This is a genomic window from Streptomyces sp. NBC_00459 (assembly GCF_036013955.1).
Classification (GTDB): domain Bacteria; phylum Actinomycetota; class Actinomycetes; order Streptomycetales; family Streptomycetaceae; genus Streptomyces.
In genome coordinates this window covers 4,146,739-4,169,516 of record NZ_CP107903.1, presented here as the reverse complement: position 1 = coordinate 4,169,516, position 22,778 = coordinate 4,146,739, and the positions used below count along the sequence as shown (strand labels likewise).

The 22,778-nt window shown below is 70.2% G+C and carries 26 protein-coding genes; 18 read left to right on the top strand and 8 right to left on the bottom strand.

What is annotated here, in order from left to right:
* The first annotated feature begins 8 nt into the window (after positions 1-8).
* Complete coding sequence (locus tag OHN74_RS18235; protein WP_327695604.1) at positions 9-1,178, top strand: DUF2786 domain-containing protein; 1,170 nt, start codon at positions 9-11, stop codon at positions 1,176-1,178.
* Between the two features lie 54 nt (positions 1,179-1,232).
* On the opposite strand, the gene OHN74_RS18230 is transcribed toward OHN74_RS18235, so the two are convergent.
* From OHN74_RS18230 to rpmB, 3 genes are all read right to left on the bottom strand, one after another.
* The gene (locus tag OHN74_RS18230) at positions 1,233-1,766 is read right to left on the bottom strand and encodes a hypothetical protein (protein ID WP_327695603.1); all 534 of its coding nucleotides are present in this window, start codon (positions 1,764-1,766) and stop codon (positions 1,233-1,235) included.
* A 73-nt stretch (positions 1,767-1,839) separates the two neighbouring features.
* On the bottom strand, positions 1,840-2,145 hold the full coding sequence (rpsN, locus tag OHN74_RS18225; RefSeq protein ID WP_327695602.1) for a 30S ribosomal protein S14: 306 nt from the start codon (positions 2,143-2,145) through the stop codon (positions 1,840-1,842).
* Positions 2,146-2,183: 38 nt separating this feature from the next.
* Positions 2,184-2,420, bottom strand: coding sequence for a 50S ribosomal protein L28 (gene rpmB / locus OHN74_RS18220; RefSeq protein WP_327695601.1), 237 nt, complete (start codon positions 2,418-2,420; stop codon positions 2,184-2,186).
* Positions 2,421-2,481: 61 nt separating this feature from the next.
* On the opposite strand from rpmB, the gene rpmG reads away from it, so the two are divergent.
* The 5 genes from rpmG (at position 2,482) to OHN74_RS18195 (ending at position 4,953) form a co-directional block, all read left to right on the top strand.
* A complete protein-coding gene (rpmG, locus tag OHN74_RS18215; RefSeq protein ID WP_015658813.1) occupies positions 2,482-2,646 on the top strand; it encodes a 50S ribosomal protein L33 in 165 nt (54 codons plus the stop codon).
* Positions 2,647-2,655: 9 nt separating this feature from the next.
* Positions 2,656-2,904, top strand: coding sequence for a type B 50S ribosomal protein L31 (locus OHN74_RS18210; RefSeq protein WP_189150527.1), 249 nt, complete (start codon positions 2,656-2,658; stop codon positions 2,902-2,904).
* A 16-nt stretch (positions 2,905-2,920) separates the two neighbouring features.
* Positions 2,921-4,135 carry a CobW family GTP-binding protein gene (locus OHN74_RS18205; RefSeq protein ID WP_327700174.1) on the top strand — a complete coding sequence of 405 codons (1,215 nt, stop codon included), beginning with the start codon at positions 2,921-2,923 and terminating at the stop codon, positions 4,133-4,135.
* Between the two features lie 7 nt (positions 4,136-4,142).
* On the top strand, positions 4,143-4,376 hold the full coding sequence (rpsR, locus tag OHN74_RS18200; protein WP_006376563.1) for a 30S ribosomal protein S18: 234 nt from the start codon (positions 4,143-4,145) through the stop codon (positions 4,374-4,376).
* A 298-nt stretch (positions 4,377-4,674) separates the two neighbouring features.
* Complete coding sequence (locus tag OHN74_RS18195; protein ID WP_327695600.1) at positions 4,675-4,953, top strand: DUF397 domain-containing protein; 279 nt, start codon at positions 4,675-4,677, stop codon at positions 4,951-4,953.
* A gap of 109 nt (positions 4,954-5,062) precedes the next feature.
* Here the strand turns inward: OHN74_RS18195 and OHN74_RS18190 are convergent, their stop codons facing one another.
* Positions 5,063-5,572 (bottom strand): ATP-binding protein, encoded by a 510-nt coding sequence (locus OHN74_RS18190; protein ID WP_327695599.1) that lies wholly within the window; start codon positions 5,570-5,572, stop codon positions 5,063-5,065.
* A gap of 346 nt (positions 5,573-5,918) precedes the next feature.
* On the opposite strand from OHN74_RS18190, the gene OHN74_RS18185 reads away from it, so the two are divergent.
* The 6 genes from OHN74_RS18185 to OHN74_RS18160 all read left to right on the top strand — a co-directional run bounded on the left by OHN74_RS18185 (position 5,919) and on the right by OHN74_RS18160 (position 11,513).
* Positions 5,919-6,743 (top strand): helix-turn-helix domain-containing protein, encoded by an 825-nt coding sequence (locus tag OHN74_RS18185; RefSeq protein ID WP_327695598.1) that lies wholly within the window; start codon positions 5,919-5,921, stop codon positions 6,741-6,743.
* 106 nt (positions 6,744-6,849) lie between these two features.
* Positions 6,850-8,319 (top strand): aldehyde dehydrogenase family protein, encoded by a 1,470-nt coding sequence (locus tag OHN74_RS18180; RefSeq protein WP_327695597.1) that lies wholly within the window; start codon positions 6,850-6,852, stop codon positions 8,317-8,319.
* A 142-nt stretch (positions 8,320-8,461) separates the two neighbouring features.
* Positions 8,462-9,001, top strand: a complete 540-nt coding sequence (locus OHN74_RS18175; RefSeq protein WP_327695596.1) for a DinB family protein — start codon at positions 8,462-8,464, stop codon at positions 8,999-9,001.
* 24 nt (positions 9,002-9,025) lie between these two features.
* Positions 9,026-9,667 carry a PadR family transcriptional regulator gene (locus OHN74_RS18170; protein WP_327695595.1) on the top strand — a complete coding sequence of 214 codons (642 nt, stop codon included), beginning with the start codon at positions 9,026-9,028 and terminating at the stop codon, positions 9,665-9,667.
* A 95-nt stretch (positions 9,668-9,762) separates the two neighbouring features.
* On the top strand, positions 9,763-10,719 hold the full coding sequence (locus OHN74_RS18165; RefSeq protein ID WP_327695594.1) for an ATP-binding cassette domain-containing protein: 957 nt from the start codon (positions 9,763-9,765) through the stop codon (positions 10,717-10,719).
* A 65-nt stretch (positions 10,720-10,784) separates the two neighbouring features.
* On the top strand, positions 10,785-11,513 hold the full coding sequence (locus OHN74_RS18160; RefSeq protein WP_327700173.1) for an ABC transporter permease: 729 nt from the start codon (positions 10,785-10,787) through the stop codon (positions 11,511-11,513).
* A 127-nt stretch (positions 11,514-11,640) separates the two neighbouring features.
* Here OHN74_RS18160 and OHN74_RS18155 read toward each other — a convergent pair whose 3' ends face one another.
* On the bottom strand, positions 11,641-13,068 hold the full coding sequence (locus tag OHN74_RS18155) for a glutamate decarboxylase (RefSeq protein WP_327695593.1): 1,428 nt from the start codon (positions 13,066-13,068) through the stop codon (positions 11,641-11,643).
* Positions 13,069-13,156: 88 nt separating this feature from the next.
* On the opposite strand from OHN74_RS18155, the gene OHN74_RS18150 reads away from it, so the two are divergent.
* Positions 13,157-13,918 (top strand): MerR family transcriptional regulator, encoded by a 762-nt coding sequence (locus OHN74_RS18150; protein WP_327695592.1) that lies wholly within the window; start codon positions 13,157-13,159, stop codon positions 13,916-13,918.
* A 57-nt stretch (positions 13,919-13,975) separates the two neighbouring features.
* Here the strand turns inward: OHN74_RS18150 and OHN74_RS18145 are convergent, their stop codons facing one another.
* On the bottom strand, positions 13,976-14,341 hold the full coding sequence (locus OHN74_RS18145; protein WP_327695591.1) for a YbjQ family protein: 366 nt from the start codon (positions 14,339-14,341) through the stop codon (positions 13,976-13,978).
* Positions 14,342-14,480: 139 nt separating this feature from the next.
* Here OHN74_RS18145 and OHN74_RS18140 point away from each other — a divergent pair, with 139 nt between their 5' ends.
* The gene (locus tag OHN74_RS18140) at positions 14,481-15,371 is read left to right on the top strand and encodes a DedA family protein (protein WP_327695590.1); all 891 of its coding nucleotides are present in this window, start codon (positions 14,481-14,483) and stop codon (positions 15,369-15,371) included.
* Positions 15,372-15,501: 130 nt separating this feature from the next.
* Here OHN74_RS18140 and OHN74_RS18135 read toward each other — a convergent pair whose 3' ends face one another.
* A complete protein-coding gene (locus tag OHN74_RS18135; protein ID WP_327695589.1) occupies positions 15,502-17,208 on the bottom strand; it encodes a threonine/serine ThrE exporter family protein in 1,707 nt (568 codons plus the stop codon).
* A 125-nt stretch (positions 17,209-17,333) separates the two neighbouring features.
* On the bottom strand, positions 17,334-17,825 hold the full coding sequence (locus OHN74_RS18130) for an inorganic diphosphatase (protein WP_053746895.1): 492 nt from the start codon (positions 17,823-17,825) through the stop codon (positions 17,334-17,336).
* 124 nt (positions 17,826-17,949) lie between these two features.
* Between OHN74_RS18130 and dacB the strand changes: the two genes are divergently transcribed.
* The 4 genes from dacB to hpt all read left to right on the top strand — a co-directional run bounded on the left by dacB (position 17,950) and on the right by hpt (position 22,770).
* Positions 17,950-19,674, top strand: coding sequence for a D-alanyl-D-alanine carboxypeptidase/D-alanyl-D-alanine endopeptidase (gene dacB, locus OHN74_RS18125; RefSeq protein WP_443060559.1), 1,725 nt, complete (start codon positions 17,950-17,952; stop codon positions 19,672-19,674).
* Positions 19,675-19,772: 98 nt separating this feature from the next.
* The gene (locus OHN74_RS18120) at positions 19,773-20,906 is read left to right on the top strand and encodes a zinc-dependent metalloprotease (protein ID WP_327695587.1); all 1,134 of its coding nucleotides are present in this window, start codon (positions 19,773-19,775) and stop codon (positions 20,904-20,906) included.
* Positions 20,907-21,096: 190 nt separating this feature from the next.
* On the top strand, positions 21,097-22,140 hold the full coding sequence (gene tilS, locus OHN74_RS18115) for a tRNA lysidine(34) synthetase TilS (RefSeq protein ID WP_327695586.1): 1,044 nt from the start codon (positions 21,097-21,099) through the stop codon (positions 22,138-22,140).
* Between the two features lie 69 nt (positions 22,141-22,209).
* Entirely contained in the window at positions 22,210-22,770 is a 561-nt protein-coding gene (gene hpt / locus OHN74_RS18110) for a hypoxanthine phosphoribosyltransferase (RefSeq protein ID WP_044471976.1), read from the top strand.
* The last annotated feature ends 8 nt before the right edge of the window (positions 22,771-22,778 follow it).

Here is a 22,778-nt window from a genome sequence, read left to right as displayed (position 1 = left end):
ATCGACCGGTGACCAGCAGCAAGCCCTCTCCGCCCGGCACCGTCGAACGCGCCTTCCAGGCCGCCCTGTACGCAGACACGGACACCTCTCTCGACACGGGCGCGTCCCTGCTCGCCGCCGACCCGGCCGCGGACGCCGAACTCGCCCGGCGCGGCGAGGAGTTCGTGGCATCGGCATGGCGACGCGGCTGGCAGCCGGCCGACGTCGAACGCCTCGTACGGCGCGAGCTGGACGACGTGCACGTACGCCTGGTGGCGGCGCTGATCACCGCCCAGGCGCCGAACGACCGGGCCCGGGGCCGCCGCTGGACGGAACAGCTGACCGGCCTCGCCGCGACCCCCGCCCCGCCCCGCACGGACCGCTTCACGCACGCGACGACGGTCCTGGAGCTGTACCGCCTGCTACTGACCCTGCCGACACTGGAGTCCCTGGACGAGCCGCGGACATTGCCGGGGGAGAGCGCCCGCCGGGAACACCCGGAGTCCCGCATGCTGCCCCGTATCCGCGCACTGCTGGCGAAGGCGGAGGCGACCGGGTTCCCCGAGGAGGCCGAGGCGCTGAGCGCGAAGGCCCAGGAACTGATGGCCCGGCACAGCATCGACGAGGCCCTGCTCGCGGCCGGCGCCCCGGCGGGCGACGCCCCGCGCGCGCGGCGCCTGGGTGTGGACGCCCCGTACGAGGAGGCCAAGGCGGTCCTTCTGCACGCCGTGGCCGACGCGAACCGCTGTCGAGCGGTGTGGAACGAGGCCCTGGGCTTCTCCACGGTGGTGGGTTTCGAGCCCGACCTGGAGGCGGTGGAACTCCTCTACACGTCCCTGCTGGTGCAGGCCACGGCGGCGATGACGAAGGCGGAGGCCGCGCAGCGGGCGAAGGGCCGCAACCGGACGAAGACCTTCCGTCAGTCGTTCCTGGCCGCCTACGCCCACAAGATGGGCACCCGCCTGGCGGCAGCGGCGGAAGCACAGACGGCGGACGCGGCGGCGACGCGGACCACCGCCCCCCTCCTCCCGGTCCTGGCCACCCGGGACCTGGCGGTCACCGCCCACCTGGACCAGATGTTCCCCACGACCACGACGACCCGCCTGAGAGGCGTGACGGACGAAGCGGGCTGGACGGAGGGCACGGCGGCAGCGGTCCGGGCGGCCCTGCACGCCCACCAGCGCCTGCCCGGCGCATAGGGCGGCCAGGGCCCCGGGCGGGCATCCTCCCGTACGGATCCGGATCCCCGAGGGTCAGGACCCCAGCCCCGCCGTGGGGAACCCCGACGGAAGCTGATCGCCCTGCGCCTTCGTGTACGTCTCCGTGCCGAGGCTGCTCTCCCAGGTGATCTTCATCGACGTCTTGTCGACGGAGTCGACCATTCCCTCGGCCCGGTCCTTGTTCCCGTCCGAGCAGGTGAGGCGGACCATCTGCATCCCCGCCTCCTTGCCCGCCGTACCGCTGCACACGGTCCCCCCGGTGGCGAACAGCCCGGCCTTCGCCCCGGTGACCATCAGTGCCACGGCACTGCCCTTGCTGGTGGTCAGCCAGCTGCCCACCAGCGCACTGTCCGTAGTGGTCGAACCGCTGCCGCTCTCACCGCCGCCCGCGTCGGAGGGCGACGGCGAGGAGGACGAGGCCGACGAGTCCGTACCGCCACTCGCCGGCCCGTCGTCGGATCCCCCGTCACCACTGCATCCGGCGAGCAGGAGGACGGCAGCCACCCCGGCCGCCGAGGCCACACCCGCTCTGCGCGTCAGCACGCGCGCGTACGTCACCGAAGTCACCGGGAAGCTCCCAACCAGTAGTCGCCAGCGATAGTCGTACGACCGCACGACCGCACGACACAACCGCTGCAAGCTACCAGGAGGACTTACGAACTCCCGGAAGGAATCCCGCGTGCGCCTGCTCCCGCAGGCCCACCCGGGACAGCCCGAACGCCCGGAAGTAGCCGCGGGGCCGCCCGTCCACCTGGTCCCGGTTGCGCACGCGCGTGGCGCTCGCGTCACGCGGCTGCCGTTCCAGCTCCCGCCGCGCCGCCGCCCGTTCCGCGTCCGTCGAAGCCGGCCGCCGGACGATCTCCTTCAGCTCGGCCCGCCGCGCTGCGTACCGCGCGACGATCTCCTGCCGCTTGTCGTTCTTCGCGATCTTGCTCTTCTTCGCCATGTCGCTACCGCCTCCGTACCTTTCGTCCTCTCCGCCCGTCAGACCTTGACCCCGCGGGCCCGGATCCGGGCCACCGCCGCCTCGACGCCGATCGTGTCGACGGTCTTGATCCCCTTCGTGCTCAGCCGCAGCCGGACGTACCTGCCCTCGCTCGGCAGCCAGTACCGCTTGGACTGGATGTTGGGGTTGAAGCGACGGGACGTACGCCGGTGGGAGTGGCTGATGGTGTTGCCGAAGCCCGGCTGGGCGCCGGACAGCATGCAGTGGGCGGACAAGGTGACGCACCTCTCTCGGTCGAGTTATGCAAATGGAAGTCGTTTTCAGTAAGATACCAGCATGGCTCGCAACGAACTCCGGCCGGTCATCAAACTCCGGTCCACGGCCGGGACCGGCTTCACCTACGTCACCCGCAAGAACCGCCGCAACGACCCGGACCGTATGACCCTGCGCAAGTACGACCCGGTCGCAGGCCGTCACGTCGACTTCCGAGAGGAGCGCTGATCAGCCGCCATGCGTGAAGGAATCCACCCGGCGTACGGGCCCGTCGTCTTCCGGGACCGGGCCGCGAACCACGCCTTCCTCACCCAGTCCACGATGACCAGCGAGAAGACGATCGACTGGGAGGACGGCAACACCTACCCCGTCGTCGACGTCGAGATCTCGAACGTCAGCCACCCCTTCTACACCGGCACGGCCCGCGTCCTGGACACGGCCGGCCGCGTGGAGCGCTTCGAGCGCCGGTACGGCAAGAAGGACTGAGGAAACACACGTGCAGGTGCATGAGCACGGGCCCTTGGGGGCTCACGAACTCTCCGTGGCGATCGTCGGCGGACTGCACGCCGACGCCCGCAGGGCGACCGTCGCGCGGCTGCTCGCCGACGTTCCCGGCAGCGTCGTACTCCACCACGACCTCGCCACGGCCGTGGCCGGCACGGTCGTCCGGACCATCAGCGACACGACCGGCATCCTCTCCGCGGGCGAGGCGCCCCTGGTCAACGACTGTGCGTGCTGTGCCCTGCGCGAGGATCTCGTCCCGGAGCTGCGGCGGCTCGCGGACGCCGGGCGGACCCGGCTGGCGATCGTCGAACTGTGGGACTCCGTCGAGCCCAAGGCGATGGCCGAGGTGGTGACGGCCGGCGGCCTCACGGTCACCGGCGTCATCACCGCCGTCGACCCGGCGCTGCTGCTGCCGTACCTCGGCAACGGCGACGACCTGGCCGAAGGCGGCCTCGCCGCCGCGGCCACCGACCAGCGCACGGTCGCCGACACCTTCGCCCGCCAGCTGGAGTACGCCACCGTCCTCGCCCTCGTCGACTCCCCGGACGCCGACGAAGAGGACCGCGAGCTGCTCGCGCAGCTCCACCCGACAGCCCGCCAAGTCCCGGTCCTGGGCGGCCACCCAGGGGACTTGGCGGGCGTGGCCGACGCGTCCGGGAAGGAGGCGGCCCCGCTCTCGGCGCTCGCCTCCGCCGCCCTCGCCGGATTCGACGTCGAGGCGGCCGACGCGGCCCAGCACCCGGCGTGCGCGCTGCTGCCGGCCGAGGCCGACGCCCACGGCGTGTCCACCCTCGTGTGGCACCGGCGCCGCCCCTTCCACCCGGAGCGGCTGTACGCGGCGCTGGAGGATCTGACCTGCGCCGCCGCCCGCAGCCGGGGCCGGTTCTGGCTCGCCGACCACCCCGACACGCTGCTCCACTGGGACGCGGCGGGCGGCGCGCTGTGCGTGGAGAGCGCGGGCCCCTGGCTCGCCTCGCTCCCGGACGCGGCCTGGGACATGGTCCCGCCCGTGCGCCGGGCCGCCGCCGCCCTCGACTGGCACCCGGAACACGGCGACTGCTGCCAGCACCTGGTGTTCACGTCCCCCGGCCTCGACCGCGACGGACTCGAACAGCTCCTGGAGTCCTGCCTGCTCACCGACGCCGAGTACGCCGGCGGACGCACCGCCTGGAAACGCCTGCCGCCCGCCTTCGACACCCTCCTGGAGGTCTGACCCCGTCATGGCCCGCAAGATCGAACGCAAGCCCCTCAAGGCCCGCCCCAACCCGCTGGACGCGGCGAAGATCACGTACATCGACTACAAGGACACCGACCTGCTGCGGAAGTTCATCTCCGACCGCGGCAAGATCCGCAGCCGCCGGGTCACCCGTGTCTCGGCCCAGCAGCAGCGGCTGCTCGCCCGCGCGATCAAGAACGCCAGGGAGATGGCACTGCTGCCGTACGTGTCCCGGTAGCCGCCGCGACCTGCGCGATCCGTGTGCGCGCCCCCGCCGTCGCCCCACCCGCACCCCCGTCTCCGTCTGTCCCAGGAGGCGGGGGTGCGGGCGTGCGGTGGAACGCGCGGGGGCGCGCGTGCGTCAAGGTGAGTAGTGGAGCGAGTACCTGGCGTGCACGTGCATCTGACCGTGCGTATGCCCTTGCATACGCCTGTGCATCTGTCCATGCGTCTGCACGTGAACAGAGTTATGATCCGGCAGAGTTGACCACCGCACCAATGGCCTCACCAGCCAGTGCACCACCAGGGAGCGACCTGTGGACCACGACGTGTACGGCGTTGGCGCAGCCGATGAGTCCGGCGTGTACAACGGCATGGCCGCCGCGCGGCTGGACGGGGTCGCCGCCTGGCAGAAGAGCCGGCACAGCAACTCGCAGGGTTCCTGCGTCGAGTTCGCGCGGCTGCCCGGCGGCGAGGTGGCGGTGCGCAACTCGCGCTTCCCCGACGGTCCGGCGCTCGTCTACACGCGCGCCGAGATCGAGGCGATGCTCCTGGGCATCAAGGACGGCGAGTTCGACCATCTGACCGCGAGCTGACCGCCCCGTCAGGCGTCTCGGCCCCCGGGCCGGTCGAAACGGGGCGTAATCGTCGTACCGCACACGGTGACGCGCGTAGAACCGTGGCGCGAAGAAACGCCACGGTTCCTCACTCGGCGGAGTGCAGCCCGAACAGGGCCCAGACGACCTTGCCGCCCAGCGCGCCCGAGAGCGGGTGCCAGCCCCAGCTGTCGCTGAACGAGTCGACGAGGAACAGGCCGCGCCCCGACTCGGCCGAGAAGTCCTCCGAGAACTCCTCGGTGTCGTACGCCACCGGGCTCTCCCTGCTGGGGTCGCGCACCGCGCACACCAGCCGCTCGGTCCAGCGCATCAGATGCAGCCTGACGGGCGGCTCCTGGGGCGACGCGTGCGGGGGGTCCGTGGGCAGCGCGTGCCGAAGGGCGTTGGTGACCAGCTCGGAGACGACCAGGCAGACATCGTCCAGGCGGTCGCCGATGTCCCACTGGGTGAGTGTTCTGTTGCTGAACTGCCGTGCCTCGCGCACCGCTTCGTAGCGGGCGGGCAGCGCACACGACGCCGCGTTGGACACGGTCGAGGGATCCAGTGGCGGAAGCCCCTGCCTTAAAGGCTCGAGCATGGTCGATCCATTCATCCCCATGCGAGGCACTCCCGGGAGATCGCGGTCGTTGCGATGCAGTCCTTGCGATGCAGCGGTGGCGCGAGACCATGGTTTCCGATGCGTACGGCGGATGCAAGGGCAGATGCACGTGCACGCGCCTGAATTGGACCCACCCGTACCGCTTCTTGGTCATTTTTTCCGCCAACTTTCCACCTCTGGCTGGTCTTCCCCTTGCCTCTGCCTGTGCGTACGCTCTGACGTCTTCCCATTTGAGTAACCGGACGAGTACTGCTCGGAGTGATTTAGTGGCAGACTGCGGCCCCTGGAGAGGTTGGGGAGGGTGACGAACGTGAGCGCGGGAGAGCCGGGATCGGTGGTGCGGCGCATGTTGCTCGGATCACACCTGAGGCGACTGCGTGAGGCGCGGGGCATCACGCGTGAGGCGGCGGGTTACTCGATCCGTGCCTCCGAATCGAAAATCAGTCGTATGGAGCTGGGCCGGGTGAGCTTCAAGACACGTGACGTCGAGGACCTGCTGACGCTGTACGGCGTCAACGACGAGGCCGAGCGCAACGCGCTCCTCTCGCTCGCCAGGGAGGCCAACGTCGCGGGCTGGTGGCACAGTTACTCCGATGTGCTGCCCAACTGGTTCCCCACCTACGTGGGCCTGGAGGGTGCGGCATCGCTGATCCGCGCCTATGAAGTGCAGTTCGTGCACGGTTTGCTGCAGACCCCGGCGTATGCGCGTGCGGTCGTCGAACGCGGTATGAAGGGCGCGAGCCCCGCCGACATCGAGCGCCGTGTCGCCCTGCGCATGGAGCGGCAGAAGTACCTCCTCTCCACCGGCGGCCCGGAGTTCCACGTCGTCCTGGACGAGGCCGCGCTGCGCCGCCCGTACGGCGATCGCGAGGTGATGCGCGGTCAGCTCCAGCACCTGATCGAGATCTCCGAGCGCCCCAACGTACGGCTGCAGATCATGCCGTTCGGCTTCGGCGGACACTCGGGCGAGAGCGGCGCGTTCACGATCCTGAGCTTCCCGGAGTCCGACCTGTCCGACGTGATCTTCCTGGAGCAGCTCACCAGCGCGCTGTACCTGGACAAGGCGGAGGACGTCACGCAGTACGAGAAGGCGATGAAGGAGCTGCAACAGGACAGCCCCGGCCCCGACGAGAGCCGGGACCTGCTGAGAGGCCTGCTGCAACTCTCCTGACCGGGGTCCCTGGTGATCCTCGATTCCCTCCCCCAACTCCCTTGGGACGCACGTACGATGACGTGTGATCAGACCGTGATACGGGATTGAGGGATTGAGGGATCGCATGTCGTCGCTTGAGTACTACTTCACCGACCTCGCGCAGCAGTACATCGGCGGTGAGTGGCGCCCGGGCACCGGCTCCTGGGACATCATCGACTTCAATCCGTACGACGGTGAGAAGCTCGCCTCGATCACGATCGCCACGGTGGACGAGGTCGACGAGGCGTACCGCGCCGCCGCCGCGGCCCAGAAGGAATGGGCCGCGACCAGCCCGTACGCCCGCCGCGCGGTCTTCGAGAAGGCCCTGCGCATCATCGAGGACCGTGAGCAGGAGATCGCCGGCGTGATCATCGCCGAACTCGGCGGCACGCACCTCAAGGCCGGCTTCGAACTGCACCTCGCCAAGGAGTTCCTGCGCGAGTCGATCCGCCTGGCGCTGACCCCCGAGGGACAGATCGTCCCGTCGCCGGTCGAGGGCAAGGAGAACCGCGTCTACCGCGTCCCGGTAGGTGTGGTGGGTGTGATCAGCCCCTTCAACTTCCCCTTCCTCCTCTCCCTGAAGTCGGTCGCCCCGGCGCTCGCGCTCGGCAACGGCGTCGTCCTCAAGCCGCACCAGGACACCCCGGTCGTCGGCGGCTCCCTGGTCGCGAAGATCTTCGAGGACGCGGGCCTGCCGCCCGGCCTCCTGAACGTCGTCATCACGGACATAGCCGAGATCGGCGACGCGTTCCTGGAACATCCGGTCCCGAAGGTCATCTCCTTCACCGGCTCGGACGGTGTCGGCCGCCATGTCGCCGCCGTCTGCGCGCCCCTCTTCAAGAACGTGGTCCTCGAACTCGGCGGCAACAGCGCCCTGGTGGTCCTGGACGACGCGGACATCGACTACGCGGTCGACGCGGCGGTCTTCAGCCGGTACGTCCATCAGGGCCAGGTCTGCATGGCCGCGAACCGTGTCCTGGTGGACCGACGGATCGCCGACGAGTTCACCGAGAAGTTCGTGGCCAAGGTGAGGTCCCTGAAGGTCGGCGACCCGAGCGACCCCGCGACGGTCATCGGCCCGGTGATCAACTCCTCCCAGGCCGAGGCCGTTTCGGGCGTGGTGCGCCGGGCCCTGGAGGAGGGCGCGACAGCGCTGCTGCACGGCACGACGACGGACAACCTGGTCGAGCCCTCGATCCTGACCGATCTCCCCGCCGACTCGCCCCTGCTCCAGCAGGAGATCTTCGGCCCGGTGGCCCTCCTCGTCCCCTTCGACGGCGAGGACGAAGCGGTTCGCCTCGTCAACAACACCCCGTACGGCCTCAGCGGCGCCGTCCACACGGCCGATGTCGAACGCGGCATCGCCTTCGCCAAGCAGATCGACACGGGCATGTTCCACGTCAACGACGGCACGGTCCACGACGAGCCCCTGGTCGCCTTCGGCGGCGAGAAGTCCTCGGGCATCGGCCGCCTGAACGGCGAGGCGACGGTGCAGGCGTTCACGACCCAGAAGTGGATCTCGGTGCAGCACGGGCGGAGCTTCTTCCCGTTCTAGGGCCTCGCAGGACCTCGTAGCACTTCGTGGAATCTTCTTGGGCGACCCGGGGGCTTGCGGACAGAACCTGACCGCAAGCCCCCGTAACTTCATCGGTGTCAGGCAGAGCAGGCCCGCACCACCCGATGAAAGGCGGCCCACCATGGTCACTCACGTCCCCTCCGAAGCACCCGGCGACGAGCTCGGAGCGCTTCTCTCCTTCATCGAGGAGCAGCGCGGCGGCATCCGGCGGGCCCTGCTCGGGCTGACCGACGAGCAGGCGGCGAGCAAGCCCAGCGCCAGCGAGCTGTCCCTGTCCGGGCTGCTCAAGCATGTCGCCGAGGTCGAGCAGGGCTGGATCGCGCGGGCGAAGGGTGAGGCGCCGGCCGTCAAGCGGGACGAGTCGAACTGGCACGAGTGTTTCGTCCTCGTCGAGGGGGAGACCGTCGCCTCGCAGCTCGCGTACTGGGAGAAGGTCGCCGCCGAGACCGAGGCGTTCCTGCGGTCCGTGCCGAGCCTCGACGTCACCTTCGATCTCCCGCCGGACCCCTGGTTCCCGCCCCAGGCCAGCGTCTCCATGCGCTGGCTGGCGCTGCACCTGATCCGCGAGACCGCCCGGCACGCCGGTCACGCCGACATCATCCGTGAGTCCCTCGACGGCGCCACCGCCTTCGAGCTGGTGGCCCGGGAGCGGGCCGCTTGACGGCAGGGCCCTAATGTGGCCCGCATGTCAGCGATCCGTCTCCTCGTGCTCGGTGCGGTCCGTCAGCACGGGCGGGCCCATGGCTACCAGGTGCGCAACGACCTGGAGTACTGGGGCGCGCACGAATGGTCCAACGCCAAGCCCGGCTCGATCTACCACGCGCTCAAGCAGATGGCCAAGCAGGGGCTGCTGCTCGCGCACGAGATCGCGCCCTCCACGGCCGGCGGCCCGCCGCGCACGGAGTACGAGATCACCGACCTGGGCACCGAGGAGTTCCTGCGGCTGCTGCGCGAGGCGCTGACCTCGTACGACCAGAAGATGGACGTCAAGTCGGCGGCCATCGGCTTCATCGTCGACCTGCCGCGCGCCGAGGCGGTGACCCTTCTCAGGGAACGCACCCGGCGCATCGACGAGTGGCGGTCCTCGGTCACCGAGCACTACGTGCCCGAGGACGGCCCCGAACAGCTCGGCCACATCGGCGAGATCATGAACCTCTGGATCCACACGGCCGACGCCGAGGCCGAGTGGACGCTGAGTCTGATCGCCCGGATCGAGGGCGGGGCGTACACCTTCGCGGGGGAGGGCGAACCGTTCGTCGGCGTGCTGGCCGAGGGTGAGGAGAACCCGTACGCGACGGGGGACCGGCACCCCGGGGACTGGCGCTAGCCGAGCACTAATCAAGTTTGACCAATGTCACCGGGTGCGTTACTTTGGCTCGGTAATCAAGTTTGACTAGAAGGTTCCGGTGAAGGGGGCGACTCGTGGCCGACGCGGCGATCACCGTCGAAGGCGCACACAAGAAGTACGGCGGCAAAGAGGCACTGTCCGGACTCGACCTCCTGGTCGCCCGCGGCACTGTGCACGGAGTGCTCGGGCCGAACGGCGCGGGCAAGACGACCCTGGTCCGCATCCTGTCCACGCTGCTCAGGCCCGACGGCGGCCGGGTCGAGGTGGCCGGCCACGACGTGCTGACCGAGGCCCGGGAGGTCCGCTGCCGCATCGGTCTGCTCGGGCAGCACGCGGCGCTCGACGAGGAGCTGAGCGGCCGGCAGAACCTGGAGATGTTCGGCCGCCTCCACCACCTGGGTGCCAGGCACGCGCGCGTGCGGGCCGTCGAGCTCCTCGACCGCTTCGGACTCGCGGACACCGGCCGCAAGGCGGTCAAGCAGTACAGCGGCGGAATGCGCCGCCGGCTCGACCTCGCGGCCTCCCTCATCACCGACCCGGAGGTGCTGTTCCTCGACGAACCGACGACCGGCCTCGACCCGCGCGGCCGTACCGAGGTGTGGACGGCGGTCCGCTCCCTCGTCGGCGGCGGTACGACGGTCCTCCTCACCACCCAGTACCTGGAGGAGGCCGACCAACTCGCCGACCGGATCTCGGTCGTCGACCGGGGCAGGGTCGTCGCCGACGGCACGCCCGACGAGCTGAAGGCGGCCATGGGCGGCGACCGCATCGACGTCGTCCTGCGCGACGCCGGTCAACTGGGCGCTGCCGTCGCCTTGTTGCCCGTACCCCCCGAGGGCGTCTCGGTGGACCCCGACCGGCGGCTGCTGAGTGCCCCGGTCACCGACCGCATGGCGGCGCTCTCCGGGGTCGTACGGGCCCTGGAGGCGGCCGGGATCGAGGCCGAGGACGTCGCCCTGCGGCGCCCGACGCTGGACGAGGTGTTCCTGGACCTCACCGGGGGCGACGAGCGGGCCAAGGAGGCCGTGTGACGACGTACGAGACGTACAGGGCGACCGGTGGGCCGGGCACGCGCGCGTTGGCCGACTGCTGGACCATGACCCGCCGCGAACTCGCCCACTGGGCGCGGCAGCCGGTCCAGGTGCTGGTCGGGCTGGTCTTCCCGGTGATGCTGCTGCTGATGTTCGGCTATCTGGTCGGCGGCGGCCGGGACGTCGAGGGCGACTACGTCGACTTCCTGGTCCCCGGCATGCTCGTGCTCACCATGGCCTTCGGCCTGGAGGGCACGATGATCGCCGTCACCCAGGATCTCAACAAGGGCGTCATCGACCGCTTCCGGTCGATGCCCATGGCCAACGGCGCGGTCCTGGTGGGCCGTTCGGCCGCCGACATGCTCCAGTCGGCCCTGGGACTCGCCGTGATGCTCTCGGTGGGGTACGCCATCGGCTGGCGCGCCCACGGGGGCGTGGCGGCCCTCCTGGGGGCCCTGGGGCTGCTCCTGCTCTTCCGGTTCGCCATGCTCTGGATCGGCATCCAGCTGGCCATGGTGGCCGGAAAGCCGGAGCTGGTGCAGGCGGTCCAGATCCTGGTCTGGCCCGTCGGGTTCCTGTCCAACGCCTTCGCCGTCCCCGAGGCCATGCCGGGCTGGCTGGGCACGGCCGTCCAGTGGAACCCGATGTCCCAGACGGCCACCGCGGTACGCGATCTGTTCGGCAACCCCGGCGGCGAACCGGGCCACCTCTGGGCGGCCGTCGCCTGGCCGCTGGCCCTGCTGGCGGTCTTCTTCCCGCTGGCGGTACGGAGGTTCGGCCGCCTGAGCAGGTGAGCGTTCCGCTGGATGCGTGGTCATGTACCTGTGGGCCGGTGGGGGCTGGTCGCGCAGTTCCCCGCGCCCCTTTCGGGGCGCGCCCGGCCCCACCAGGGCCGCTCGGGCCGGTACCCATGGGCCGCGTTCAGTGATGGAAACCGGTGGCCGCGCCCTTGTCCTGGGTGAACGGGTGCGGCTGCCGGCGCAGTTCGGGCAGCAGCCGCTCCAGGTCCTCCAGGAACAGCTCGGCGAGGTCCGCGGAGAAGCCGTTGCGGCACACGACCCGCAGTACGGACAGGTCCTGCCGGTTCTCCGGGAAGGTGTACGCGGGCACCAGCCAGCCGCGCTCACGCAGCCGCCGCGAGACGTCGAAGACGTCGTACGCGGTCACGTCCGGCCCGGTGGTGAAGGCGAACACGGGCAGCTCGTCGCCCCGCGTGAGGAGCCGGAAGTCGCCCAGCTCCTCGATCCGCCCGGCGAGGGAGCGCGCCACGTCCCGCGTGGACTGCTGCACGGCCCGGTAGCCGTCGCGGCCCAGCCGCAGGAACGTGTAGTACTGCGCGACCACCTGGGCCCCGGGGCGCGAGAAGTTCAGCGCGAACGTCGGCATGTCGCCGCCCAGGTAGTTGACGCTGAAGACGAGCTCCCCGGGGAGGGCCTCCTTGTCCCGCCACAGCGCCCAGCCGACGCCCGGATAGACCAGCCCGTACTTGTGCCCCGAGGTGTTGATCGAGGCCACACGCGGCAGCCGGAAGTCCCACACCAGGTCCTCGTCCAGGAAGGGCGCCACCATGGCCCCCGAGGCCCCGTCGACGTGCACCGGGATGTCGAGCCCGGTCCGCTCCTGAAGGGCGTCCAGGGCCGCGCACAGCCCGGCGATGTCCTCGTAGGACCCGTCGAAGGTGGACCCGAGGATCCCGACGACCCCGATGGTGTTCTCGTCGCACAACTCGGCCGCCGCCTGCGGATCCAGATGGAACCGGTCGCCCTCCATGGGCACCTGACGCGCCTCCACCTCCCAGAAGTTGCAGAACTTCTCCCAGCAGACCTGCACGTTGACGCCCATGATGAGGTTCGGCCGGACGTCCCGCCCCGGATACCGGTCGGCATTGCGCGCGGCCCACCGCCGCTTCAGCGCCATCCCCGCCAGCATGCACGCCTCACTCGAACCGGTGGTCGAACAACCCACGGCGGCGGCCGGATCGGGGGCGTTCCACAGATCGGCGAGCATCGCCACGCAGCGCCGTTCCAGCTCGGCGGTGCGCGGGTACTCGTCCTTGTCGATCATGTTCTTGTCCCGGCACTCGCCCATCAGGACGCCGGCCTGCGGCTCCATCCAGGTGGTGACGAAGGTGGCCAGGTTGAGCCGTGAGTTGCCGTCGAGCATCAGTTCGTCGTGCACGAGCTGGTACGCCGTCGTCGGCGGCAGCGGGGCGTCCGCGAGCCGGTGCGTGGGCGGGGCCTCGGTCATACCGCCGACCGGATTGGCCTCCCCGTAGAACGGGTTGACGGCGAGCCTGCGCCCGTCGCCTTTGTCGTCGGGTGTTTCGCTGTCCCCACGGTGCAATGGCATGCCTACGACGGTAGGCCCGGGCCGCGGGGCTTGCACCTCACGCGGGGTGAGGAAGCAGTGTGGAGTGCGTACCGAGAAGGGAGCGGAAGTGAGCTACAGCGTGGGACAGGTCGCCGGTTTCGCCGGCGTCACGGTGCGCACCCTGCACCACTACGACGAGATCGGCCTCCTCGTGCCGGGCGGACGCAGTCACGCGGGCCACCGGCGCTACGACGACGCCGACCTCGACCGGCTGCAGCAGATCCTGTTCTACCGGGAGCTCGGCTTCCCGCTCGAAGAGGTCGCCGCACTGCTGGACGATCCGAAGGCGGATCCGCGCGCGCACTTGCGCCGGCAGCACGAGCTGCTGACCGCCCGGATCGAACGGCTCCAGAAGATGGCGGCGGCCGTGGAGCACGCCATGGAGGCACGCAGAATGGGCATCAACCTCACACCCGAGGAGAGGTTCGAGGTCTTCGGCGACAAGGACCCGGAGGCACACGCGGAGGAGGCCGAGCGCCGCTGGGGCGGCACGGACGCGTACACGGAGTCGCAGCGCCGCGCGGCCACGTACACGAAGGACGACTGGCAGCACATGCAGGCCGAGGTGGCCTCCTGGGGCGAGCGCTACGACGACCTGATGGCCGCCGGTGAGCCCTCGTCGGGCGAGGCCGCCATGGCCATGGCCGAGGAACACCGGCGACACATCACCAAGTGGTTCTACGAATGCACGTACGAAGCCCACCAGGGCCTCGCCGACATGTACGTCTCCGACGAGCGCTTCAAGCAGTTCTACGAATCCATGCGACCGGGCCTCGCCGAACACCTCCGGGAGGCGATCACGGCGAACGCGGCCCGGCACACCGCCTAGACGCACCGCCCACACGTACCGCGTGGACACACCTCGTAGAGGCGGCCTGGTCCGGGGCTACTCCCGGACCAGGACCACCGCGGTCCCGTAGGCGCACACCTCCGTGCCCACGTCCTGCGCGTCCGTCACGTCGAAGCGGAACGCCAGCACGCCGTTGGCGCCACGCGCGCGTGCCTGCTCGACGAGACGTTCCATCGCCTGGTTGCGCGTCTCGACGAGGGTCTTGGTCAGCCCCTTCAACTCGCCGCCGATCATCGACTTCAGCCCGGCCCCGATCTGGCTGCCGAGATGCCGTGACCGCACGGTGAGCCCGAAGACCTCACCGATGACCTGCTCGACCCGGTAGCCGGGGATGTCGTTCGTCGTCACCACCAGGACGTCGGACTGAGGTCCCTGGCCGCCGCCGTACTCTTCGATACCCATAACCTCACAGGATGGTCCCAGTCGCCGCACAGCGCACCCCGGAGTGGCGCATGGAGGCTGAGGGAACCCGGAGGGGCCACCTCGCGTTGATAGCTTTGGCCCCCTCATCTCTCTGCCAAGCCCTCAGGAGCCCGGAACAGTGACGACGCTTGCCCTCGGACCGAGCTGGCTGGATCCGGACTACCTGTTGGACCAGTTCGGCATCTGGGGCCTGCTCCTGATCGTTTTCGCCGAGTCCGGTCTGCTCATCGGCTTCTTCCTGCCGGGCGACTCCCTGCTGTTCACGGCGGGCCTGCTGATCACCGCGGGCACCCTGGACTTCCCCCTCTGGGGGGCGGTCGCCCTCATCTGCGTCGCCGCGATCCTCGGCGACCAGGCGGGCTACATGTTCGGCAAGAAGGTCGGCCCGTCGCTCTTCAACCGACCGGACTCCCGCCTCTTCAAGCAGGAGAACGTCACCAAGGCCCACGAGTTCTTCGAGAAGTACGGCCCGAAGTCCCTGGTCCTGGCCCGCTTCGTGCCCATCGTGCGCACGTTCACGCCGATCATCGCCGGCGTCAGCGGCATGAAGTACCGCTCGTTCCTGACCTTCAACGTGATCGGCGGCGTCCTCTGGGGCGCGGGCGTCACCCTGCTCGGCTCCTGGCTCGGCAACATCGACTTCGTCAAGAAGAACATCGAACCGATCCTGCTGCTGATCGTCCTCATCTCGGTCGTCCCGATCATCATCGAGTTCGCCCGAGCCCGTGGCAAGGCCAAGAAGAACCCGCCCCAGCAGCCCCAACAGCAGCCCCCGGCCCAGCAGATGATGGACGACGCGACCACTCAACTGCGCCGCGTCCCCCCGGCCCAGCAGCAGGACGAGTACCCCCAGCAGCAGTACGACCAGAACCAGGGGTACGACCAGAACCAGGGCTACGACCAGTACTACGCCCAGCAGCCCTACGCCCAGCAGTACCCCCAGGGCTACCAGCAGGACCAGCAGCAGTACCCGTACAACAACCAGAACAACGGTTACCCCCAGAACTGAGGACCGACGCGCGGGGCAACTCCCTAGGGGCGCGGGGAACTGCGCGACAAGCCACAACGCACCGGCACCCGCCCCACAACAGAAACCCCCGAACGCCTGGGCGCCCAACGCCAAGCGAACGCACCCGGAACTAGAACCCTCGCGTCCGCTTGGCGGCCCGCCGCCCCCCGGCGGAGCCGCTCGGCACCCTCAGGAACAACCGCGAGATCTCCGACCCCAGGTTCACCCCGATGGCGATGGCCATGGCCAGTGCCGCGGCCTTGGACAGCGAGACCAACCCCGCGTCCATGTCGTTCTGCGCGATCGACAACAGCCCGAAATAGGTCGGCGATCCCGGCAGCAGAGGCCCGATCGCCGCCGTCGTGTACGGCAGGGCGGACGCGTACCGGTACCGCGACAGCAACTGCCCGAACAGCCCGACCAGCCCCGCCGCGACGGCCGTCGAGGCCACCGGAGAGAAGTCGCCGGTGTAGCGCATCGCGCCGTACACGCTCCACGCCACACCCCCGTTGAGCGTCACGATCAGCACAGTGGAACGTTCCTGCTGAAGCATGATCGCGAAGGTCAGCGACAGCAGCATGGACGCGCCGATCTGCCACAGGGGCCGCTGCACGCTCCCGAGCGCCGCGTCGGGGTTGAGCTCGGCACCCAGCTTCACGCCGAAGTACAGGATCAGCAGAACCCCGACGACGATGCCCACGAAGAAGTACATGACCTCCAGCAGGCGCGCGGACGCGGTGATGTAGAACCCCGTCAGCCCGTCCTGCACCCCGGCCACCAGCGCCCGCCCGGGCAGCAGCGCGAACAGCCCACCGGTGACCACGGCGGACGCCTTCACGTCCACGTGCGCGGCCGTCAGCGCGACCCCGATCGCGGCCGGCGGCATCGCGGCCACCGTGAACTGGTAGAACTCCGGCAGCCCGCGCCCCGCGCACAGCCACGCCAGCCGGTCGCCCAGCATCGCGCCGAGCGCCGCCGCCACGAACACGACCACGTCACCGCCGACGAGCACGGAGGCGGCGCCCGCGAGCAGCCCGGCGGCCACGGTGAGTCCCCAGCCGGGATACGGGTGCCGGTTGCGTCGGATCTCCGCAAGGCGCCTGTAAGCCTCTTCCAGGGACGCGGCGGTCTCCGAGTCGCTCAGGTCGTCCACAAGCCGGTAGACGGCCGCCAGGCGCGTGTAGTCGGTGCCCCGGCGCCGGACCGTCCGTGACGCCGTCACCGGATCCTCGACGAGCGAGGGCTGGTACGAGATCGACAGCAGGGTGAAGGTGACGTTCGGCTCGCAGCGGTCGAGGCCGTAGGACCGGCAGACGGCGAACATGGCCGCCTCCACGTCCTCGGCACCCTCGCCGCCCGCGAGCAGCAGTTCGCCGATGCGCAGCGTCAGGTCGAGCACGCGCGGGACGGCCGGCCCGTCGTCCTCGGCCGCCTTCTGCAGCCGTTCCGGCGCGGGCCGCTCGGCCACCGGCATCCGCAGCATCGTGCGCATCCGGTCCTGCCAGGGCACGTCCTTGGTGAGACTCACCACAGGGATGCCCGAGGGCGGCGTGAAGGCGGGCGCCCGGTACGTGGCCGGGGTGCTGAAGGCCGAGGCCGGTCCACCGGAATCGCCGCCGGGCGGCTGCGGAACGTCGAGCCCGTCCGGCAGCGCGAACTCGGAGGTCGTCTCGGCCTCGCCGCCGACGGACCTGGGCGGGGCCATTCCCTCGGGGAGCGCGAACTCGGAGGTGGTGGACGACTCCCCGTCACCGCCCGCCGAGGCCGCACCGCCACGGGGAATCGCGTAGACGCCCCTGGCCTCGTCCGACGCCGGCTTGCGGTCCTCGTCCGTCACTCCGTATCGCTCCCTGCGCGTGCCCCTCCGGTACGCCTTTCAGTATGCGCACAGACACACGAACGGGCCGCACGCGTACGCGTGCGGCCCGTTGGGCTCAACGGTGTCCGCAGAGCCAGGGAACCTCAGTGGCCGCCCTGCTCCTTGAGTCGCTTGTACGACCGCTCGATCTCGGCCTCGGCGTCGGCGCGGCCCACCCAGTTGGCGCCCTCGACGGACTTGCCGGGCTCAAGGTCCTTGTAGACCTCGAAGAAGTGCTGGATCTCCAGACGGTCGAACTCCGACACGTGGTGGATGTCCCGCAGGTGCTCCACGCGCGGGTCGTGCGCGGGCACGCACAGCAGCTTGTCGTCGCCGCCGGCCTCGTCCGTCATCCGGAACATGCCGATCGCGCGGCACTGGATGAGACAGCCCGGGAACGTCGGCTCGTCCAGGATGACCAGCGCGTCCAGCGGGTCGCCGTCCTCGCCGAGGGTGTTCTCGACGAAGCCGTAGTCGGCCGGGTAACTCGTCGAGGTGAAGAGGCGACGGTCCAGACGGATCCGACCGGTCTCGTGGTCCACCTCGTACTTGTTCCGTGAACCCTTCGGAATCTCGATCGTGACGTCGAACTCCACCGGTGGCTCCTCCATGATCAGCACATAGTTCTGGTGGTTAAGTGTCCCTCACGCAGGTGTGTGATCGCGAAAGGGGCTGGTGGTCGTGCCAGAGCTGAGGCCTTGGCGGGCCGCGAGGCCACGGATGGCGCGGCTCGCGCGAACCGTGGGACCCCGTCTCACCCGAGCCGCGGCAACGGTGAAACCCCAGCTCGGACGGGTCGGCGCGGCTGTGAAACCGCGACTCGGACGAGCGACGGCGACGGTGAGACCGCAACTCGAACGAGCCGGACGAGCCACAGCCGCCGTGAAACCGCGGGTCGCGCGGATCACACGGGCGGTGGCCCCGAAGCTCGCCGGTCTGCCGAAGCCGGGCAACCTGAAGATACTGCCGTTGTCGATGCCGAACACGGTCCGGACCTGGCAGTACACCGCAGGCGCCGCCACCGCCGGACTGGCGTTGACCGCCGGCGTGGTGACCGCGGCCGGCCCCTGGGACTCCTCCGGCCAGCGTACGGCCGAGCGGGACTGGGCGGCCGTCCAGGAGCGATCCGGTGGGACAGATCACGGTCGTAATTCCGGTACGTCCGACACCTCCGCCACCTCGGGTACGTCGGCCGGAGCGCCCGCACCCGCGCCGAGCGCCCCCTCCGTGCTGACCGGCCTCGGCAGCGCCACCGGAACCCTGCGGGCGGCACCCGGCGGAAGGGCCCTCGCGACCGTCCTGGACCCGCTCCTGAAGAACCCCGCGCTCGGCACCCGCCGGACGGCCGCCGTCGTCGACGTAGCCACCGGGAAGCGCCTGTACGGCCTGGGGGCCGACGAGGCGCTCGTCCCGGCCTCGACCACGAAGATCGCCACGGCCGTCGCCGCGCTCTCCGCCATGGGCGCCGACCACCGGCTCACCACCCGGGCCGCCCTGGAGCCCGACACCAACGAACTGGTCCTGGTCGGCGGCGGTGACCCCACCCTGACGGCCCGTACGGACCCGGAGGGCTGGGCGAGCCTGCGCACCCTGGCCGACTCGACGGCCGCCGCCCTGAAGAAGCGCGGCGTACGCCAGGTGACGCTGTCGTACGACACCACGCTCTACGCGGGCCCGGAACTCCACCCGATCGGGGCCGACAACGGCGGCAACATCGCCCTGGTCAGCGCGCTGATGGCCGACGAGGCCCGCCTGAACGACTCGACCAGTGGAACGGCCGACCGCAGCACCGAGCCGGCGGTGGACGCGGCCCGCACCTTCGCGACCCTGCTGGCGAAGCACGGCATCAGGACGACCTCCCCCGGCCCCTCCAAGGCCACGGGCCGCGCGACCACCCTCGCGAAGGTCTCCTCGCCGCCGCTCTCCGCCCTCGTCGAGCGCATGCTGACCAACAGCGACAACGACCTCGCGGAGGCCCTCGCCCGCCAGACCGCGCTCGCCACGGGCGTCCGGCCCGACTTCGCGGGCGGCGCCCGGGCCATCCGTACCCAGCTGGCGAAGCTCGGACTGCCCATGTCCGGCACCCGTTTCGCGGACGGCAGCGGTCTGAACCGCGCCGACCTGCTCACCCCGAACCTCCTCACGGCCCTCCTGGCCAAGGCCGGCGACCCGTCCCACCCCGAACTCCGCGCGGCCCTCACGGGCCTCCCGGTGGCAGGCTTCACGGGCACCCTGAGCGCCCGCTACACGGACGGCGCGGCAGGTGTCGTACGGGCCAAGACAGGCACCCTGACCGGCGTGAACGCCCTGGCGGGCACGGTCGTCGACCGGGACGGCCGCCTCCTGGCCTTCGCTTTCCTGGCTGCCGACACCACCAGCAAGACGGAGGCCCAGGCGGCCCTGGACCGCACGGCGACGGCATTGGCGTCCTGCGGCTGCGGCTGACCGGCTGTGCCGACAGGGCCGGGTGCCGAACCATCGGCCCGGGCCCTGCCGACCTCACTGCCCTGCCCCCGGAGGGACCCCTCACGTACGGTTGACGCATGACGAGCATCGGTGGTGCTGCATCTGCTGGGATGGTCGACTGGAATCTCGCGGTGGCGACCGCGACCCGGCTGGTACGGCCGGGACCAGAGGTGAGCCGTGACGAGGCCCGGGCCATCGTCGCGGAGCTGCGCCGGCACGCGAAGGCCTCGGAGGAACACGTCCGGGGCTTCACCCGGATGGGAGGCGACGCCGCCCACGACACCCCCGTACTCGTCGTCGACCGTCCAGGCTGGGTACGGGCGAACGTCGCCGGGTTCCGCGAGGTGCTCAAGCCCCTGCTGGACAAGATGCAGGACCGGCGCGGGAGTTCACCGGGCGGAGCCGTCCTCGGCGCGGTCGGCGGCAAGGTCACCGGCGTCGAACTGGGGATGCTCCTGTCGTTCCTGTCGTCCCGCGTGCTCGGCCAGTACGAGACCTTCGCCCCGGCCACCCGCGAACTCCCGGCGGGCGCGAACGGCGGCGGCCGGCTGCTCCTCGTCGCGCCGAACATCGTCCATGTGGAGCGCGAACTCGACGTACAGCCCCACGACTTCAGGCTCTGGGTGTGTCTGCACGAGGAGACGCACCGCACCCAGTTCACGGGCGTGCCCTGGCTGCGCGACCATCTTGAGGGCGAAATCCAGTCGTTCTTGGGGGAGACGGACGTCGACCCCATGACGTTCCTGGAGCGCATCAGGGAGGCCGCTCAGTCCCTCGCGGGCGGCAGGCCCGAGGGCGAGGAGGACGACGGCGGGCGCTCCCTGGTGGAGTTGGTGCAGACACCGGCCCAGCGGGAGATCCTCGGCCGGCTGACCGCCGTCATGTCCCTCCTGGAGGGGCACGCCGACTTCGTGATGGACGGTGTGGGCCCCGCGGTGGTGCCGTCCGTGGCGGAGATCCGGGAGAAGTTCCAGCAACGGCGGGCCAAGGGTGCCTCACGGCTGGATCTCGCGCTGCGCAAGCTGCTGGGTCTGGACGCCAAACTCAGGCAGTACCGGGACGGCGAACGGTTCGTCAGTGCCGTTGTCGGCCAGGTCGGCATGGACGGCTTCAACCGCGTGTGGACCTCCCCGAACACGCTTCCTACGAAGGCGGAGATCGCCAAACCGGCGGACTGGGTCGCGCGGGTGCACCGCAAGGCGGACCAGTGAGCCCTTGGAATACGTGGTGAATGAATCCGGCCGACGGCAGGTGAACGCCCCTTCAATCACCCGTCCGAGGGACCGTGGAGCATGAGTAGGCGTGCAATGCTCGGGGAACGCCCCGTTTCTGTCACCATCTACACACTCTGAGTGACCGAAGTCGGCTCACCCCCCGAAAACTTCATGAAGGGAACCGGACATGGGTCCCCATCCTGCGGTCGCGGCGATACGCCTGGCGGTTCGCCGCGCTCTCCACGACATCCTGACCGCGCACACCTCGCCCGACAGTCTCCTCCCCGCCCCCACCACCCCCGGCGAGTCCGCCCCGCTCGTCCTCGTGGCGTGCTCCGGCGGCGCCGACTCCATGGCGCTCGCCTCCGCTCTCGCGTTCGAAGCGCCCAAACTCGGTCTGCGCGCCGGCGGCGTCACCGTCGACCACGGTCTGCAGCCCGGCTCCGACCTACGCGCCGACGAGGTCGTCCTGCGCCTGACCGAACTCGGCCTCGCCCCGGTCGAGTCGATCGCCGTCGCCGTCGGCCGTGAGGGCGGCCCCGAGGCCGCCGCCCGCGACGCCCGCTACAGCGCCCTCGACGCCGCGGCCGAACGTCATGGCGCCACCGCGGTCCTCCTCGGCCACACCCGCGACGACCAGGCCGAGACCGTACTGCTGGGCCTCGCCCGTGGTTCCGGCATCCGCTCACTGTCCGGGATGGCGGCCGTCTCCGGGCGGCCGGGCGCTCCCGACCGCTACCGCCGGCCCTTCCTCCAGCTCGACCGGCAGACCGCCCGCAAGGCGTGCATGGTCCAGTCCCTCCCGGTGTGGGACGACCCGCACAACGCCGACCCGGCCTACACCCGGTCCCGGCTGCGCCACGAGGGACTGCCCGCCCTGGAGAAAGCCCTCGGCAAGGGTGTCGTCGAGGCCCTCGCCCGCACGGCCCAGCTCTCCCGCGACGACGCCGACGCCCTCGACACCTGGGCCCGCCAGGCCGAGGCCTCGGTACGGGACACGGCGGGCCTCCTGGAGTGCGCCAAGCTGTACGCGCTGCCGCCCGCCGTACGCCGCCGCATCCTGCGCAGCGCCGCCATCGAGGCGGGCGCTCCGGCCGGTTCGCTGTTCGCCCGCCACATCGAGGAAGTCGACCGGTTGATCACCGGCTGGCGAGGTCAGGGAGCCATCAATCTCCCCGGCCGGGTCGTCGCCCAGCGGCAGGGTGGCAGACTGGTGATTCGGCAAGGCTGAATCTCACCCCCCTTCGGGGCGGGGCAGGGGTCGGCGAGCCGTGCGAATGGCGACGGGCGACCGAAAGTGATGCGGGTGGACGCGAAAGACATGGGTGCCGACCTCAAGTCGGTACTCATCACCAAGGAAGAGATCGACGCGAAGCTGGTCGAACTGGCCGCGAAGATCGACGCGGAGTACGCGGGCAAGGACCTGCTGATCGTCGGTGTCCTCAAGGGCGCGGTGATGGTCATGGCCGACCTGGCCCGGGCGCTGTCCACCCCCCTCACCATGGACTGGATGGCCGTGTCGTCGTACGGCGCGGGCACCCAGTCCTCCGGTGTGGTGCGGATCCTCAAGGACCTCGACACCGACATCAAGGGCAAGCACGTCCTCATCGTCGAGGACATCATCGACTCCGGGCTGACCCTGTCCTGGCTGATCTCCAACCTCGGCTCGCGCGAGCCCGAGTCGCTGAAGATCTGCACCCTGCTGCGCAAGCCGGAGGCCGCGAAGGTCGCCATCGACGTGGAGTGGGTCGGCTTCGACATCCCGAACGAGTTCGTGATCGGCTACGGCCTCGACTACGCGGAGAAGTACCGGAACCTTCCGTTCGTCGGTACGCTCGCGCCCCACGTCTACGGCGGCTGAGTCCCGAG

Bases quoted from the DNA above. Each gene is read 5' to 3' on its own strand.
- rpsN (WP_327695602.1), bottom strand. From the start codon at position 2,145: ATGGCGAAGAAGAGCAAGATCGCGAAGAACGACAAGCGGCAGGAGATC.
- rpmG (WP_015658813.1), top strand. From the start codon at position 2,482: ATGGCTCGCAACGAACTCCGGCCGGTCATCAAACTCCGGTCCACGGCC.
- OHN74_RS18210 (WP_189150527.1), top strand. From the start codon at position 2,656: ATGCGTGAAGGAATCCACCCGGCGTACGGGCCCGTCGTCTTCCGGGAC.
- rpsR (WP_006376563.1), top strand. From the start codon at position 4,143: ATGGCCCGCAAGATCGAACGCAAGCCCCTCAAGGCCCGCCCCAACCCG.
- OHN74_RS18190 (WP_327695599.1), bottom strand. From the start codon at position 5,572: ATGGGGATGAATGGATCGACCATGCTCGAGCCTTTAAGGCAGGGGCTT.
- OHN74_RS18185 (WP_327695598.1), top strand. From the start codon at position 5,919: ATGTTGCTCGGATCACACCTGAGGCGACTGCGTGAGGCGCGGGGCATC.
- OHN74_RS18180 (WP_327695597.1), top strand. From the start codon at position 6,850: ATGTCGTCGCTTGAGTACTACTTCACCGACCTCGCGCAGCAGTACATC.
- OHN74_RS18175 (WP_327695596.1), top strand. From the start codon at position 8,462: ATGGTCACTCACGTCCCCTCCGAAGCACCCGGCGACGAGCTCGGAGCG.
- OHN74_RS18170 (WP_327695595.1), top strand. From the start codon at position 9,026: ATGTCAGCGATCCGTCTCCTCGTGCTCGGTGCGGTCCGTCAGCACGGG.
- OHN74_RS18160 (WP_327700173.1), top strand. From the start codon at position 10,785: ATGACCCGCCGCGAACTCGCCCACTGGGCGCGGCAGCCGGTCCAGGTG.
- OHN74_RS18155 (WP_327695593.1), bottom strand. From the start codon at position 13,068: ATGCCATTGCACCGTGGGGACAGCGAAACACCCGACGACAAAGGCGAC.
- OHN74_RS18145 (WP_327695591.1), bottom strand. From the start codon at position 14,341: ATGGGTATCGAAGAGTACGGCGGCGGCCAGGGACCTCAGTCCGACGTC.
- dacB (WP_443060559.1), top strand. From the start codon at position 17,950: ATGGCGCGGCTCGCGCGAACCGTGGGACCCCGTCTCACCCGAGCCGCG.
- OHN74_RS18120 (WP_327695587.1), top strand. From the start codon at position 19,773: ATGACGAGCATCGGTGGTGCTGCATCTGCTGGGATGGTCGACTGGAAT.
- tilS (WP_327695586.1), top strand. From the start codon at position 21,097: ATGGGTCCCCATCCTGCGGTCGCGGCGATACGCCTGGCGGTTCGCCGC.
- hpt (WP_044471976.1), top strand. From the start codon at position 22,210: ATGCGGGTGGACGCGAAAGACATGGGTGCCGACCTCAAGTCGGTACTC.